Below are 16,844 nucleotides of genomic sequence, written 5' to 3' on the forward strand. Positions count from 1 at the left end.
CTCTCTTCTTTAAAATTAAAAACCTACCTGCAGTCCAAAAGTGTAATTCGCTGTAATTGGGTATGCCGTACCAGCATTACTACCCTGGGCAATTTCTGGATCAACCTGAAACTTACCAGTATCTCTGATGGTAAAGAGGTTATAGCCAGCGGCATAGAATCTGCAATTCTGGATAAAATGGGTTTTGTCTATCCATTTTTTAGGCAACTGAAATCCAAGTTCAAGCGATTTCAAACGAACATAACTACCTGGGGTGAGACTAAAATCGGATATGGTTTGCCAGGTTCTGTTGTTAATGTTGTTATTAAAACCGATACGTGGAAAAATAGCGTTATCGGCATTAGCAGGTGTCCAGCTCTGCAGGTGCAAAGGTTGTGGAACACCGTTAAAAATATCAGTTCCTTCGGCAAAAACATTAATCGAATAACCCCATGCACCCTGTACCAAGGCACGCAGCGAGAAACCCTTATAATTTAACCCCAGGTTTACCCCGTAGGTATAAGTTGGAATATTAGGTTGGGCCAGGAAAGTCTGGTCGGCAGCGGTGATATAGCCATCACCATTCAGGTCAGCATATTTCATATCACCAGGCTGGATGGTACTCCATAGCGGGTAGGCCACCCCCGACCTTACTGATCCATTAGTATCAAAATCAGAATTTTGATAGAAGCCAATAAATTGATAGCCTTTCGTAAGGCCAATTTGCCGGCCTGTTTGTGCCAGATACGGATAATCTGGCGCCTCACTGATATAAATGATCGTATTTTTAAAGTGAGAGAGATTACCACCAATTGAATAGGAAACCGCCCCTATTTTGTCGCGGTAATTCAGTTCTACTTCAAATCCTTTGTTATCAGATATTCCAACATTCCTTCTTGGTACAGCCTGCCCAATAATTGCAGATATTGCGCCCTGGTTAATTAATTGATCATATCGGTATTCATAAAAATAATCTGCAGACATAGTGAGTTTCCCCGCAAACATGTTGATATCGAGTCCAACATCGGTTTTTCTTGATTTTTCCCAGGTTACATCAGTATTTACCAATGCACCCTCGGTTGCACCATTTCCGAAAATCGTTCCTGATCCGGGCAATGTATAAGCGATTGAAGTAAGCACTGTAGGATATCCAAAGTCGCTTCCCGTAAGTCCGTACGATCCTCTGAATTTAAAAAGATCAACAAAAGGGAATAGTTTTTTAAAGAATTTTTCCTCACCGAGATTCCAGAAGCCTGAAATAGATGGAAATAAGCCGTAACGTTGTTCTTTTCTGAACAAATCGTTACCATTTCGTGCAACATCAAATTCGATGCCGTAGGTTTGCCGGAAATTGTAGCCCAATCTACCGGAAATCCCCCTGAAGTTTATCGGAACATTTCCACCGTTAACCGTACTGATGTCATTTACCAATGCCAGCGCATATATCCGGTGGATGCCAAAATTGTGGTCGTAATTTAGCGATAGCTGACTGTTTACAGAATTGTTGAACACATCATTCCCTACGCCTTGGGTAAAAACAGGGAATTGGTTATTGCCTTTGGTGGTGTAGGTATTATTTGCCGAGTTATAATAAAAAGCCGGAAGAGATGCCGGATTGCGCTGCAGGAAGCGGTGTTCGTTAATGTTGCTGGCATAGGATACATTTAATTTTGCTTCAAGCCCCTGGGCAATGAAATCAAGTTTCTGGTTGGCACCTGCCACAACATTAAAATTATTATTGTAATTACGTTTATATCCGCTGTTGGCGAGCCGGCTAATAGGGTTCACGTATCCATTTCCCCAGCTCTGGTTTGCATAACCATAAGAACCGTTAGGATTAACTATAGGCATACTAAATGCCGATAGGTTTCTAAAAGAAATCAATTCCTTAAATAACCCGGCTGCATCTATAGGGCCATTTGGATTATTAATGGTTTCAAAACGTCCGTTTAAATCAAACCTGATATTGAGTGTTTTGGTTGGCGTGATATCTAAATTGGACCTGAAATTTATACGGTTATAGAAATAATTGGGCTCAACGCCTTCATCATCCGGATTGGTAGGTGTAAAATTGCGTAACAGACCATTCTGCTTAAAGTAGCCGAATGAGGTAAAATATTTAACCTTGCTGTTTCCCCCACGGATATCGACATTGTAGTTGCTCTGCGTTGAACTGTTTTTTAATAATTCTTTTTGCCAGTTCACATTAGGATGTCCGTAGGGATCCGATCCTTCTTTAAACATTTTTAAATCGGCTGCAGTCCAGGGCAGTGTAAGTGGTGAGGCCAGCTTATAACTATCATTAATATAAGCTTCATTTTGCAATACTGCAGTTGAATAAGCATCCAGATAGCTGGGATACTGAATAACCTGGTTAATACCAAATTGTGTAGAAACGTTAATAGAAGGCTTTGAGATCATACCACGTTTGGTTGTAATCACCAGGGCACCATTGGCACCTCTTACACCGTAAATTGCGGTAGTGGATGCATCTTTCAGAATGGTAATGGTTTCAATCTCATTAGGATCAAGCTGGGCAACCTGTGCATAAGTATATTGAATATCATCAACAATGATGAGTGGTTGGTTATCATTGTTAATCGAATTTACGCCACGGATAAAAAATTCTGCTGCATCTGATCCTGGCTGCCCGCTACGCTGAATTGCCGTAAAGCCGGGCAAACGGCCCGCCAGTGTGTTCTGAATACTGGAAGTAGGAATGTTTTCGATTTCGGCTGCTTTGATCGAACTTACTGCGCCGGGATTGGTAATCCTTTTCTGTGTGCTGTAACCTACAATAACCACATCATCAAGTCCTTTAGTATCTGGCTTCATTTTTACAGCCATTTTTTTCCCTGCATCAGCCTGCAGGGCGAGGGTGATATAACTGACCATGGTAAAACGGATCGTATTATTTGCTGATTTTAATGTGATGACAAAATCTCCGTTTTCATCGCTTACGGTACCATTACGTAGATTTCCTTCTTCAGAAACAGAAACATCCGGTAACGGTATATTTTTTTCATCCACAATATGCCCTCGTATTGCCCTAACCTGAGCACACAACTTGGTGGAGGCAAAAGCAAGGAGAAACAAACACATTATCTTTATAAATTTCATAACTAATATTTGTTGTTATCGGTTAGTAGTTTGGGTTCTGAACAATATTTGGATTGGCTAGTATCTCGGTATTTGCAATTGGCAAAAGGTACATGTTGTTCGCATTGAAGAAAGGGGTAGCCACCGTAATTGGCGTGTAGGTTAAAGAACCATCAGCATTCCTGACGATGTTAACACCGTGCAGCGAACCTGTTCCGTATACTTCTTTGGCAATCTTCCATCTGCGGATGTCATAAAAACGCCGCTCTTCAAAAGCAAATTCCAAACGGCATTCATTCCGAATCAAATCTCTCATCTGCTCTTTACTCAACCCCGCAGGGGCAGCAAAAGGATTTAAGCCGGCACGCTGTCTTATAGCATTAACAGCTGCATAGACAGAGGCATCAGGGCCTGCAAATTCGTTTTGTGCTTCGGCATAGTTTAGCAGGATATCAGCGTATCTGATAAGGCAGAAAGTTGACAGGCCGGATGGGTGATACATTGTCGGGGTGAAAGCTGTATTATTATCGTCCTGTGCCAGAAATTTTTTCTGATAATAACCCGTTTGGGTTTGCACACCGCCAGCAATATTGCTGTTATTCGGCTTATCCAAACCACCTTCGTAGGTTTGTACAGGTCTTCTGAGCCAGGTGGCTCCATTATAAAATACCGTTTGCGAAAGCCTTGGATCGCGATTTGCATACGGATTAGCCGCATTGTAACCTGATGAGGGATCGGATATAGCCTTACCGTTTGCCATTGGAAAAGCATCTACAAGCTCTTGAGTTGGGCTAACAATTCCACCACTTGCTACATTACCTACCGTGTAGCCTACAGGCGAGACCTGGTTTCCCCAGGCAGTCTGGTAGCTTGCTGCATAGCGCATAAAAACAAATTCTTTGTTCACATGAGTAGTGTTCAGAATGTAGCGGTTAGGCTCTAATGCAAACATGTTGAGGTTCATGATGGCTTTCATGGCATCTGCCGCTGCTTTCCATCTGTTGGCATCAAAACTTGGGTATCCGGTAAAATCGAGCGACGGCGTAACTGAAGGATTAAACAGCGGACTGGCAGCGAGCAATAATACCTTGGCTTTAATGGCCATGGCGATTGTTGGACGCATACGACCGGCATCATTATCGGTACCCTCAGCCACCCCGTTGCCATTGCCCCGGCTGGCCAATGAAGCATCAGGACGCAATTGATCCTTTACAGCATCCAACTCTGATACAATATAATCCACACAGTCGGCAAAACTGCTACGTTTCAGCTGCAATAAAGCTGGATCGTCAGGAGTATAAACTTTTTCTCCCAAAAGCGGAACACCGCCATAGCGCCTGATCATTTCATAGTAGGAATATGCCCTTAAAGTGCGTACTTCGGCCGCAAGCCACTTGGGCAATGTCGGATCGCTCCAAGGCACACGTTTATAATTATTCAGGAAAATGTTAGCCCTGCGTATTATGCTGTATGAATTAGTCCAGTTATCGTCGAAAGTATTAACCGAATTGTATCCACCATTGATTACGTTCCAAACAGCATTGCCCCTGTTGCTCGGCACCCCATCTCCAGCAGCGCAATCGAGTTCCATTCCATTCAGGCGGATAAAACCATTGGGTAACTGCGAATATATTTTAATCACCCATGCCTGTGCATTGGTTCCGGTTGCATCATTTTGGTCCCATATGTCGCTTTCTTTAGTTACATTTAACGGATGATCTTCCAGGACTTTTTTACATGATATAGATAAAACCAGGAAAAAGGCGAGTAAAAGATTGATAACTAATTTTTTCATATCATTTTTAATTAAAACTTAGCGTTGATTCCAAAATTGAAAACCTTTAACATTGGATAAGTTGGGTTTAGTGATTCAGGATCAACATCCTTTCTGAATTTAGATAGTGGCGACCACGTGAACAGGTTTAATCCGTTGCTAAATAACCTGATCGAAGCAACTCCAATCTTTTTGGTGAGGTATGCCGGGATCGTGTATCCAATTTCAACATTTTTAAGCCTGACAAAACTCGTATTCTGAAGCCAGTAGCTGGATACCTCCTGATTATTGGCGTTGGCACCTAACCACAAACGGGGCTGATTAGCCGTAGCTGCTGTTGCTGGTGTCCAACGTCCGAGGTTAAATTCAAATGCATTGGCTGTACCACCGTTGCCAAAACCATTATAGAAATCGCCATATTGCCCGGTTGGTCCCCCCAGTGCGGTTTGGCGATTCATTACGCCCTGCAACAGTGCACTAAAATCGAAGCCTTTAAAGTTAAAACCAATTGTGGCACCATAATAAACGGTCGGCTTTTCGCTGCCAATGGGTCCCTTGTCCAACTCATTGATTATTCCATCACCGTTCCTGTCCATGTAGCGGATATCGCCGGGCCTTAACGAAGATTTTGGAGTAGCTGCAAGTACTGCCGTTGCCGGATCATTGATTTCAGCGAGGCTCTGAAAAAGACCCATCGCGGTATAACCATAAAGAGTACCTACCGGTTTACCTGTTTGGCGTTGGTAATCGTAATTTCTGGCAATTTCGTCCATGTAAATCACCTTCGATTGAACAAGCGATAAATTGCCCGAAACAAAAAAGTTAAAATTGCTGATGTTATCCTGATAAGTCAGGGAAATATCAGATCCTTTATAATTATAGATGTATAAATTTTTATTGGGATAGGCCGCACCGAGTATATTGGTTCTTGAGCCTACTGCCCCTACCAGGTCATAAAATCTGTTATTAAAATATTCAGCGGTAAGGGTTAACTTGTTATTCCAAAAACCCAGATCGAGTGCAATATTGGTTTTTTTCGCTTTTTCGGCTGCAAGATCAGGGTTGGCAAGGCTGTTTTCCCCGGTACTTCGGGTAACGCCCACACCGGTATTTCCGAAATAGTAGCCATCGCCATTATTAGTATTGGTGGCTGGCGTCCAATACGTTTGGATATAGGTATAATAACCGGCATTTGCCTGTCCGGTTAACCCATAAGTACCACGGATTTTGAAATTGCTAACCCATTTTAAATTACGCTTTATAAATTCTTCATGGTGGATATTCCAGCCCATTCCTAACGCCCAGTAAGGTGCCCAGCGATTGGCTGGAGCAAACCAGTTGTAACCAGCATAACTGCCCGCAGCTTCAAAAAGATACTTTTGATCATAATTGTATTGGAACCTGGCTGCATAATCGGTGTAAATTTCTGGAAGTGTACCAGTATCGAACTGCATGGTACTCTGTTCATTTCTCAAAACAAGGGCCGATAGGTTATGCTTTTCAAAGCTATGCTCATAACCGAGGTCGGCTTCGGTATAAATAACCCTGCTGCGCACGCCCGGTGTTCCTACTGTACCTTGCTCTGTAATCGTTCCGACAGCGGTATAAGAATTGTTCGGATTAAGTTGAAAAGATGCGAAATTTTTTGACCTGTCGGTTTTATAAAGTGTTGAATTGTTGTACGAACCCTGGATTTTAGCATATAGTCCCGGCAAGAATGCATCAAGGCGCTGGGTTAACTGGAGATCGACCGAAACATCCCTGGCATCCTGAAATTGGTAACCACGCTGCAAAATTTGTCCATAAAGATTCGCATTTTGTCCATAAGTACTGGTACCACCAAGTGTGCCATTTGGATTAAATATCGGGTAGGCATTGTTTGGGGTAGCGGCAAGGCTCGAAAAAACCGTGGCAGTTGTACCGCCGGGTTGATTATTCTTTGCAATCCGTCCAAAAAGATTGAGTTGCATTACTGTTGTTTTGGTGAGATCTACACCCAGATTGCTTCTTACAATATACCGGTCAAGCTGTGCATTAGTATTATAACTGTTTAACGAATCGTTAGTATTAAATAAACCTGTCTCCCTTAAATTATCCAGGTCTACAAAATAACGAAAGCCTTTCCCGCTACCCTGTACATTGAAATTATATCTGTTGATATATGATTGCTTCCGTAGCACAGTATTATACCAATCCACATTCGGATGGCGGAACGGATCAGTCTGGTTTTGGTAAAGCGCAATATCTGCAGCAGAATATGAGGGCGTTAAAGTTACACCAGCAGGTGCATCGTTCTGTTTAGCTTCATTGTAAAGCATGGCATAAGTTGCTGCATCAAGCGATTTTGGCAGGACGATTGGTCTTTCGATACCGCCCTGAGCGGAGAACGAAATACGCGGTGCCCCTTTATCCCCCTTCTTAGTCGTAATCGCGATAATCCCATTTGAAGAACGCATGCCAAACATCACTGTAGCCAGTGCATCTTTATAAACTGAAACCGATTCGATTTGGTCAGGATCAATGGAAATATAAGGTCTTTGTACCCCATCAATCAGAATAATGTTATTACCAAGCGCAGAACGCACATTATAGTTCAAGCCATTTCCATCAAGACCTGGTCCTCCACTGGTAAAACCGATGTTTAATCCTGCAATCCGTCCGGGAAGTGCCTGAAGAAACTGCGATGCAGGGGTTGTTGTTAATTGATTGGTATTTACAGAAGCCACAGACTGAAGCAGGTTTTCTTTTAACTGGCGTGCATGCAGCACCTCTACTGAAGCCCTGTCAACAGCCAAAGAATCATTTGCGTCTATCCCTACAATATCTTTTGAGGGAAGGTAACGTCCGGCAAGCTGAACCCACAATGATCTTTTGTCACCTGTGTATATCTTCTCAAGAATATAAAAATCAGGATGTTCAAATTTTAGCTCATCGCCTATTTTTCCAGGCAAGGCAAAATATCCATTGATACTGGAAAATATAGTAACACCACTGCTGGTATTGGAAATTTTTACGTTTTTTAACGGTTTTCCATTGTTATCTACTACGGTTCCTTTCAGTGAATCTAAAAAAACCTTTTCCGTAACATTATGGTTTTGGGAAATTCGGCCTGCCGCAAAACCATAGGCATTAAGAAATAGAAAAACAAAACCTAATGCAAGGCTTTTCTTATCTAAAATATAATCTTTTATCATAAATGATATTTTAATTTGTTAGCATAAAAAGCAGGATTGACGGCTATGCCTTCTTACCTGTAAATGGGCGTGCTCAAATAATCGTGATTCAAAAAAATGCGCTGCATAGAAATAGCGTTTAATCTCATATTTTTAATTTTGGCTAGATATAGGGGTATAATAGCTAATAGACACAGCCGACCTTACCTGATACTCATACAGGAAGAAAAAAAATAAAAAAAACATTAATTTTTGAAATAAAAGGCATATTCCATGCAGGATGTAACTTATTAACTAAATATAAAATCTGATAGGAATAGACTTATGGGTTTATAACATCTTTCAGATTGTAAAACAGATTTAGCCATATTGGCAAATTCACAATTCATGAAGATTTTCAGGTGGTTACCTGGTTACTCTAAAATAATCGAAATCAGCATACCCACCGGTACGTACAGTGCTCCCGCTTGTACAGAAAATTCCGATTTTTGCGCCTATCCACTTATCAGGCTGTGCTTTAAATGTTTCCCCAATCTTATGATACAGTTCACCGTCTTCACTGTATGAAAAGGTTACTTGTCCTTCCTGAGCAACCTCGGCCCTAAGATAAACTGTACCGGATTTCAACGGTCTTTGAGCCAATACCTGCTCCATTCCGTTATTGGGAGCATCTTTACAGATTACCTGCGCAATCTGAAATCCTTTTTCATTTTTAGAGACAGAGAGATAGGAATAGTCATTTCCCATAATGAGCAGTCCAGTCTTTTTCTCTTGCCAGGTATCCCACTCTACTTCGTAGCAGAGCTTGGTGGTAGCAGTGAAAGTAGGCGCAGGAAACTTTTGGAGAAGCAGATTCGGTACATTCCACAGGCCCTTTTCAATTTGTAAACTTGGATAAGCAAAAAGCCTTAGGTACCCACTTTTAGGGATCATTGCCGACCATTGTATTTTTTTATTAGCGTGCCATTGCCATTGCAGGCCAGGCCCAATGCCGTTAAATTCATCACTTTCTGATGGGGCGAAAATTGGATGAATTCCTGAAACTGATGGTTTAGTGTAGCCAGAAACCGGTTCTCCTATCCCATCGCCATCCACATCTGAGCCGATAATTGGCCAGTCTTTCTTCCAGGTTACAGGCTGAAGGTGAACTACACGGCCATAAAGCCCCTTGTCCTGAAAATGCAGGAACCAGTATTCATTCTTTGGCGTACGGACCAAAGCCCCCTGGTGTGGACCGTTAATTGCTGTTTTGCCCTGCTCCATAACCTTACGTTCCTCATATGGACCATATATATTTTTTGAGCGCATTACAAGCTGCCAACCGGTTGCCACTCCACCGGCAGGCGCAAAAAGGTAATAATACCCGTTAAGTTTATAAAATTTCGGTCCTTCTACCGTATGGTTTTTTCCATGCCCATCAAAAACGTGTCTTCCCTCATCTTCTATGTGGGTACCATCGCTGTTCATTTTGAAAACAGTTAATAGGCTATTTACACCGGCTCGGCTTGCTGCCCATGCTACAGCCAGATAAGTTTGTCCATCATCATCAAAGAATACACTTGGATCGATAATTCCCTTGCCTTTAAGGATAAGCACAGGTTTTTCCCACTTTCCAAGGGGATTTTTGGTCCTGACCATAAAAATCCCATAATCGGGATCCGGATAATAGATCCTGAACTCTCCTTTATGGTAATTTATACTGGGTGCCCAAACGCCCTTTCCGTGGTGAGGAATATCATAAACTTCAGCTGGTTCCTGAACTTGGAGTGCATGGTTAACTAATTTCCAGTTTACCAGGTCTCTGGAATGCAAAATAGGGAGTCCTGGAATACAATTGAAGCTTGATGCAGTCATATAATAATCCTCTCCGACCCTGATCGCGTCAGGATCGGAATAATCTGCATGTATAACCGGATTTTTATATGTCCCGTTTCCCAGGTCGGCGGTCCATACTTTTGATAAATTATCCTGACTATAAGAATGATGCGCACCTAAAATTAAAAGTATGATTAAAGAATATTGTAGTATTTTCATTTTTACATCATTATTTTCATTAGGGAGGGTGATCCGTCCTGTTTGCGGTTATTGTAATGCTGAAAACTGAACTGGTTTTCTAAATTCATTATTGAGCACCAATTTCATTAAAATATTGTGAGCGAGACTGTTGAGTTAAGTCTCGGTATTCTGACTGCACAGGCATATAAATCGACTAAAACTAAATATGGAAAAATAGCAGCCAGAAATTAAATCAGACGTCCCGCCCAGCAATATTCTATAAAGAGAGCTACATTGGTTATTATTATATTAAAGGTTTAATTTAGCTTCATTCCTTTTTGAAGTTTTTCCAGTCTCAACAGTGCTTCTATATAATAATAATCTGCATATATAATCGGAGTATCAATTTCAGATCCATTGGGTTTATGCCCTGTTGAATGTAACAGAAAGGCTGAATTCTTATTTCTGCTCTGGTATGCTGATGAAGAAAGGGAAGTCAGCATCAGTTCAGCATTTTTCCTATATTTTTGTGATTTCGCTTTGTCCTTAACAAAAGTAGAAAGCTCCAAAAGTCCTGATGCAACCACTGCTGCTGCAGATGCATCTTTTGGGGCGTTGGGAATAGAAGGATCATTAAAATCCCAATAAGGAATTCCATCGGCAGGTAATTTTGACAGATAAACGTCGCTTACCTTCTGGGCAAATTCAAGAAATGCAGCATTACCTGTTTCGCGGAAACACATGGTATATCCATAAATGGCCCACGACTGGCCACGTGCCCACATGGAGTTATCAGCATATCCCTGGTGGGTTAGTCCTTTAATTTTTTTTCCCGTTTCCCGGTCATAGATCACCGCATGGTATGCAGAATAATCAGGTCTGAAATGATTCTTCATGGTTACCTCGGCATGGGAAAAAGCAATATCATATAATCTTTTCTCCCCTCCGTTCCGGGATGCCCAAAAAAGCAGTTCCAGATTGATCATGTTATCAATAATGGTATTATGCTGTGGCCATTGCATTCCGGGAACCTCCCTAGGCCATGACAGGATCGTTCCAACCTTTGGGTTAAACAGGGTGGCCAGGGTATCTGCTGTTTTGAGTATAATCTCTTTATATTTAGGGTTTTTGGTAAGCCTATATCCGTTCCCATAACTGTTGAATATCTGGAAGCCCAGGTCATGATCGAAAGCGTGTTGCGCTGAAAGCGGCTTAAGTGCCGAAGAAAAAGCCTCTGCCTCAGCAAGAAATGTTTTTGATTTTGTGACTTCATAGCTATACCATAGTATCCCTGGCCAAAAACCACTGCACCAGTCCTTATAACCTACAAACTTCCATTCAGATGAACCGGGAACAACACTCCTTGGAATATTATTTCCATGACGAGGAATAATTCTCAATGTCTTTTTTACCTGTTCGGTACAGTAAGCCAACTGCCTGGCCGCATTAATCTGCGCGGAAGCAGGTCTGCCGAAAAAAGATAATAAGGTAATTATGGCAAAAGCTGTATATCTCGTGTTGTACATATTACCTAGACAACAAATACAGAAAGATATACTCATTAAATTCGAAGTGGTAGTATAGCTTAATGCCTATATTATTCGAAATAATTACATATTTCTGTTGGCAGCAGAAAGTATCCACCTTAAATCGCATGGATAAGATAATACGAACATTCTTTTTTATGAAGTCAAAATTCCTGTTGCATGTGAGTAAGCAGCACCAAGCATTGCAGCGTCTTCCCATAATGCGGTTATCCTCAGTTCAGCCCGAATTCCGTGCTGGCGGAGTGCGCTCCGGGTCTTGTTCAGAAACAAAGGATGGGCTTTTGCAATATTTCCTCCAATGATGACAACTTCTGCATCGTGCGCGTTGATAAAAAGGAAAAGAAAGTCTGTAAGGCTTCTGGCAAAATCATTAAAGAGTACAGGCACTATAGGATCACTTTCGTATAGGTCGACAAGCGCTTTTGTATCTTTTACTTTCTTTCCGGAGAGTTCTTCATAACGTTTCACAAACCATCTGCTGGAAATATAATCCTCTGCTATCCCGTGCTTAAATGAACTGATCCCGAGGTTTGCATCGGTTGTTTTTCCCGCAATACTTACGGCCGATCCCAGGCCGGTACCCAATGTGATCCCTATCGCCCTGTTGAATCCCAAAGCATTGCCCCCGTTAACTTCTCCATGGAGAAAAGCTTCTGCATCATTTCTAAAAATAATATTCTCGGATAGTAGCCCCAGTTGCTCGATCAAAACGGCCTTAATATCCGTAAGATACAGGGATTCATATTTATTCATGTTCCTGATCAACGATATCCCATTTTTATAATCGAACGGGCCAGGCATGGCAATCCCTAAAAGTATCTCGTCAGGGGAATGGTTTCCGATAATATTTTTAAGTACACTGATCCATGAGGCTAATATATCTTCCTTTGTGCCATGTGTGTTAACATGGCTACGCACACGTGAGTGATCTACTACTGAATGTGACCTAAAATCAATGATTGCAGCTGTAATGTGTGAACCACCGATATCAACACCGATCATAAATGGCTTTATTTTTTTATTCATTTAGTTGAAATATTTTTTCCAGACGCTATCCATACTGTATTAACAATATCAGCTATATGAACAGAGACATAAAATTTGCTGTTCAATACTCTTTCGGGTTCTTATTTCGTAAATCAATGCTGCCATATTAGCCCGCCCATGCCCAATGTCATTAAGTAAGCACCGTGGTCGTCAGTCTGTCCAAAGGACTCCTGTGGAGCGCGTAGTCGAAGACTTCTTGAGATTGATAAAACGCAAATAAATGCCCTTCGACTACGCTCAGGGTGATATCTTTTTGCGATTTATCCCTTAACTTAACAACATTGCACCCATACCACGAATATTATATCTTTATCTTGCACTTTTTACTTACAAAGCGTATTAAAAAAAGGCAACCAGGTTCAGGAAACAGATACACAGCTGGCAATTCCCCTATGATTGTCTACTACCTAATTTTTCTCAAATTAAATCAATTCTCTATGTTCCATCAGGTAAGCCAATGCTTCCTTTACTGCCTGTTGACCATCTTTCGGATTAAACCCTAATTCGTTTCTTGACTTCGAAATATCAAAATCCTGTTGTAATCCTGAAAACATAGCAATTTCTTTAGTGGTGAGCAGTGAAGGTTTTCCACTTATTTTAGCTGAAAGCTCCATGAAACCTGCAATAGCATACAAAATAAACTTTGGCACAGTTCCGGGTACTTTGATTTTCAACTCCGGATAAAGGTTTTGTGCCAATTTAGTTGTATCGGTAATGGTCATACATTTTTCGTTGGCAAGGATATAACGCTCACCAGACCGGCCTTTCTGTGCTGCAAGGTAACAGCCTTCTGCTACATCTCTCACATCTACCCAATTCAGGGTAATCTTGGTATCCATGGGGATCTGCTTGTTAAGAATCAGTTTTAAGACATTATAGGAAATACTCAGCGGAAGAAATGCTTCACCTCCTATCATTGCTCCGGGCATAACTGATACCAATTCTATACCGAATTCTCTTGCCAGATCAAAAGCCAGCTTTTCACCGTCATTCTTGGAATTGTAGTACATATCCCTTCGGTCGGGATTGTATCCGTTGCTTTCTTTTGTGGGAAGATTGGTATAATCCAGTGCAGCGATGGAACTTACATAGACGATTCTTTTTACGCCCGCTTCTGCAGCTGCTTCTATCGTATTTCGGGTGCCCAGCATATTCACATCATAGATTTCTTTCTTGGGATTTTTAGCCCACAGCTTGAAGGCCGCGCCTACTGCAAAAAAAGTATCAACATGCTGCAGTGCGCGTTTAAAGGAAGCTTTATCCGTTATATCTGCCTGAACGACCTCGCAATTCAGATCCTTGAAACATTCTTTGCTTTTGATATTACGGACTGAAGCCCTTACCGGGATCCCTTTTTCGGTCAACAGTCTTACAAGGTTGTTGCCTAAATGCCCGTTGGCACCAGATACCAGTACCATTTTTTTATCTGCCATAATTATTGATTTTAAATGTTCTGACAAAGTTGAACTTTGCATATTTAAAACCACTTCACAAATGTTACCTAATGATCTTATTTCTGATACGGCTCAGACTTTTGGGGTTCATTCCAAGAAAAGACGCAATATATTGCATAGGAACATTCTGGAGAACTTCTGGGTACTGCTCTATCATTTTTAAATAACGCTGTTCCGCACTAAGGGTAGCCAGCTCCCTGGCACGTATTTCATTATAAGATAAAGATTGTTGAAATACCAAAAAGCTAAAGTCCTTAAAAGTAGGGCTCTGTTGTATAAGCTGATCAAGATCTGCTTTACTGATGCGCAAAAGTTCACATTCGGTAATACATTCCAGATTTTCATCAGACCTTTTCTGGTTAGTAAAATTAGCATAGGAGGTAATAAAGCCAGGCGGACAATTTATATGCGTTGTAACCTCATCGCCCTTATCATTATAATGGAATAGTCTTGCAAAACCTGAAACCACAAAATATAGATAGCCTGGTACCTTCCCTTCTTTTTCGATTATCCGATTTTTCGGATAGCTCACCGGTTCAAAGTACCGCATACACAAATCTCTATCAAGGTTGGAAAGTTGTAGGCTTTTTGTAATAAGGCTTATAAGTTGACCGTGCATGGTACAAAGATAAAAAAACAATGCTGATCAATCCCAAATGAAGCCGTTCCAGGCTTTGTGAGAAAAGAAAGCGCATAACTTAGTCGACGAAAAGGCAATAACCGGTTTGCGTACTCTGGCATCTGTTCATTCATTTATAAAGGGATGAGCCAGCGTTTTGGTAACCTGGCTTAATTTTTAAACTCGCGCACTTCCGAATAACCGGCAGATTCATAGATTGGGCATGATGATGCGATCTCTGCCGCCTCATCCAGGCTATTTGCCTTTAATAATAAAAATCCACCTACGATCTCCGTCCCCACTTTATGGGTTGCAGGAGTGATTGTTGTGCCATCACCTGTGATGAGTCTACCCTCCAGCGTCAGGGAACTCCCCCCAACTAAACGGCCTTCAACTTTTAACCTGGTCAGCCACTCGCTCCAGTGCTGCTGGTGTACCCGTAGATCTTCGTTCGAATGTTCATCCATTCTCCCATCGGGCTCCCGGAATAAAATGATATAATCTTTCATAAAAAAATAATTTCAACAAAATTAAAACGAATCCGATATAAATACAACGAAAATATTAAATTTATTATTTTATATTAGCAACATGAAACCTTTAGTAGAACTAATTACCGCCTGGCAAGCCTTTGCTGATGCACATCGCGACGCAGATGTTGAAAGTTTCTGCTACGATTACCTATCTAATAAAAATCAGAAAGATGATCCTGATCCAGAAAGAGATGTTCTGCTTTCAAAACTAATAGGCAAATCTGGCAGTCTTATTAAAACATACCTTAAGCTGGCATTAAGGCAGATCCCTGAAATGGAGATGGAGTGGTTTTATATCTTAGATACGCTGAACGATCATGAGGAGATCAGGAAAACAGATGTGATCAGTTTTCGTCTCCTATTGGAGCCCACAACAGGTATAGATATTTTGAACCGGATGCTTAAAGCCGGACTGATCAGTGAACGCGTTGATCCGGCAGATAAAAGAGCACGTTTAATAAAACCGACAGACAGGGGCATTGAAATCTATAAAAAGGCAAACAGCTTATTTAACCAGGTTATCTCATTATTATTTACATCACTGAACAAAGAACAAAAGACCATGTTGATACTCGCATTGGGAAAACTGACCAATGAGCATTATGAAAAGATCATAGAAAATAAAACACAGGCAATAGGCAAGATTGAAACCTTTATAAAAGACTCAATTAAGTAGCCTAAACTGAGCAGCAGACCTGCTTATGCTCAGATAGCCAATCCTTAAGTGTGATCTGTTTTTTTAAGCGAAAATCAATGATTGCAGCTGTAATGTGCGAACCACAATATCGACACCTATCATAGTGGCCTTGATTTTTTGTTCATTTAGTTCAACTAATTTTTCTGACTCTATCTATATACTAATTAACGGAGACACAAATCTCTGTTCAATATAAGATATTCACCTAATAGCTCTATAATTAATCATTTGACTAAAACATTTGATTAATCCGAATTAAATTATATATATTTGTTAACCATATGATAAATACAAAATGTCAAAACAGATAAAAGCTGAAAGTAACGTATCAACAGAAGAAAAAATTAAGGAGGCAGCACGTGTTGTATTTACAAAAAAAGGTTATGCAGGCACTAAAACCCGTGATATCGCAGAAGAGGCTGGATTAAACCTTGCGCTATTAAACTATTATTTCCGGAGTAAGGAAAAGCTATTTGAAATTGTTATGATGGAAAAGGTAAAACAACTTTTTTCATTTATTGCGCCCGCATTAAACGATGAGGAAACCTCATTAGATGAAAAATTAGAACTGATTGCAAGCAGTTATATCGACATGCTTATCAAAAATCCTGATCTGCCTATATTTGTCCTAAGTGAAATCAGGAACAATGCTGAAAGTTTTGGAAAAATGATACAATCAAAAGGATATGTGCTAAAAACACACTTTATACAGCAACTTGCTGAGCGGAAAAAGGACATCAATCCTATCCAGTTCTTTCTTAATTTTATGAGCATGATGATCTTCCCTTTTATTGCTAAACCTATTTTAACTGTGGCAGGTCCAGTTAACGACGAAACTTTCACTCAACTACTCAAAGAACGCAAAGCACTGATACCTAAGTGGATGAAAATGATGCTGGAATAGCATCATTTTTTTGTCCATAATTT

Annotated in this window: 11 protein-coding genes; 2 read left to right on the forward strand and 9 right to left on the reverse strand. The window is 40.9% G+C overall.

Annotation, left to right across the window (positions count from 1 at the left end):
* Positions 1 to 15: 15 nt before the first annotated feature.
* The 9 genes from ACN9MR_RS14695 to ACN9MR_RS14735 all read right to left on the reverse strand — a co-directional run bounded on the left by ACN9MR_RS14695 (position 16) and on the right by ACN9MR_RS14735 (position 15,196).
* A complete protein-coding gene (locus ACN9MR_RS14695) occupies positions 16 to 3,099 on the reverse strand; it encodes a SusC/RagA family TonB-linked outer membrane protein (RefSeq protein ID WP_426324696.1) in 3,084 nt (1,027 codons plus the stop codon).
* Between the two features lie 22 nt (positions 3,100 to 3,121).
* Complete coding sequence (locus ACN9MR_RS14700) at positions 3,122 to 4,873, reverse strand: RagB/SusD family nutrient uptake outer membrane protein (protein ID WP_426324698.1); 1,752 nt, start codon at positions 4,871 to 4,873, stop codon at positions 3,122 to 3,124.
* Positions 4,874 to 4,884: 11 nt separating this feature from the next.
* The gene (locus ACN9MR_RS14705) at positions 4,885 to 8,046 is read right to left on the reverse strand and encodes a SusC/RagA family TonB-linked outer membrane protein (RefSeq protein ID WP_426324700.1); all 3,162 of its coding nucleotides are present in this window, start codon (positions 8,044 to 8,046) and stop codon (positions 4,885 to 4,887) included.
* Positions 8,047 to 8,430: 384 nt separating this feature from the next.
* Entirely contained in the window at positions 8,431 to 10,059 is a 1,629-nt protein-coding gene (locus ACN9MR_RS14710) for a glycoside hydrolase family 43 protein (RefSeq protein ID WP_426324702.1), read from the reverse strand.
* 278 nt (positions 10,060 to 10,337) lie between these two features.
* On the reverse strand, positions 10,338 to 11,546 hold the full coding sequence (locus ACN9MR_RS14715) for a glycoside hydrolase family 88 protein (protein WP_426324704.1): 1,209 nt from the start codon (positions 11,544 to 11,546) through the stop codon (positions 10,338 to 10,340).
* A 156-nt stretch (positions 11,547 to 11,702) separates the two neighbouring features.
* Positions 11,703 to 12,593 carry an ROK family protein gene (locus tag ACN9MR_RS14720; RefSeq protein ID WP_426324706.1) on the reverse strand — a complete coding sequence of 297 codons (891 nt, stop codon included), beginning with the start codon at positions 12,591 to 12,593 and terminating at the stop codon, positions 11,703 to 11,705.
* Positions 12,594 to 13,036: 443 nt separating this feature from the next.
* Positions 13,037 to 14,047: an NAD-dependent epimerase/dehydratase family protein gene (locus ACN9MR_RS14725; RefSeq protein ID WP_426324708.1), complete on the reverse strand. Its 1,011-nt coding sequence runs from the start codon at positions 14,045 to 14,047 to the stop codon at positions 13,037 to 13,039.
* Positions 14,048 to 14,111: 64 nt separating this feature from the next.
* Positions 14,112 to 14,618, reverse strand: coding sequence for a Crp/Fnr family transcriptional regulator (locus ACN9MR_RS14730; RefSeq protein WP_426324710.1), 507 nt, complete (start codon positions 14,616 to 14,618; stop codon positions 14,112 to 14,114).
* Between the two features lie 239 nt (positions 14,619 to 14,857).
* Positions 14,858 to 15,196, reverse strand: a complete 339-nt coding sequence (locus ACN9MR_RS14735) for a YciI family protein (protein ID WP_426324712.1) — start codon at positions 15,194 to 15,196, stop codon at positions 14,858 to 14,860.
* A gap of 82 nt (positions 15,197 to 15,278) precedes the next feature.
* Here ACN9MR_RS14735 and ACN9MR_RS14740 point away from each other — a divergent pair, with 82 nt between their 5' ends.
* Positions 15,279 to 15,896: a MarR family winged helix-turn-helix transcriptional regulator gene (locus tag ACN9MR_RS14740; protein WP_426324714.1), complete on the forward strand. Its 618-nt coding sequence runs from the start codon at positions 15,279 to 15,281 to the stop codon at positions 15,894 to 15,896.
* A 316-nt stretch (positions 15,897 to 16,212) separates the two neighbouring features.
* Positions 16,213 to 16,821, forward strand: coding sequence for a TetR/AcrR family transcriptional regulator (locus ACN9MR_RS14745; protein ID WP_426324716.1), 609 nt, complete (start codon positions 16,213 to 16,215; stop codon positions 16,819 to 16,821).
* The last annotated feature ends 23 nt before the right edge of the window (positions 16,822 to 16,844 follow it).

This window comes from Pedobacter sp. R-06 (assembly GCF_049913135.1).
Taxonomy (GTDB): Bacteria; Bacteroidota; Bacteroidia; order Sphingobacteriales; family Sphingobacteriaceae; genus Pedobacter.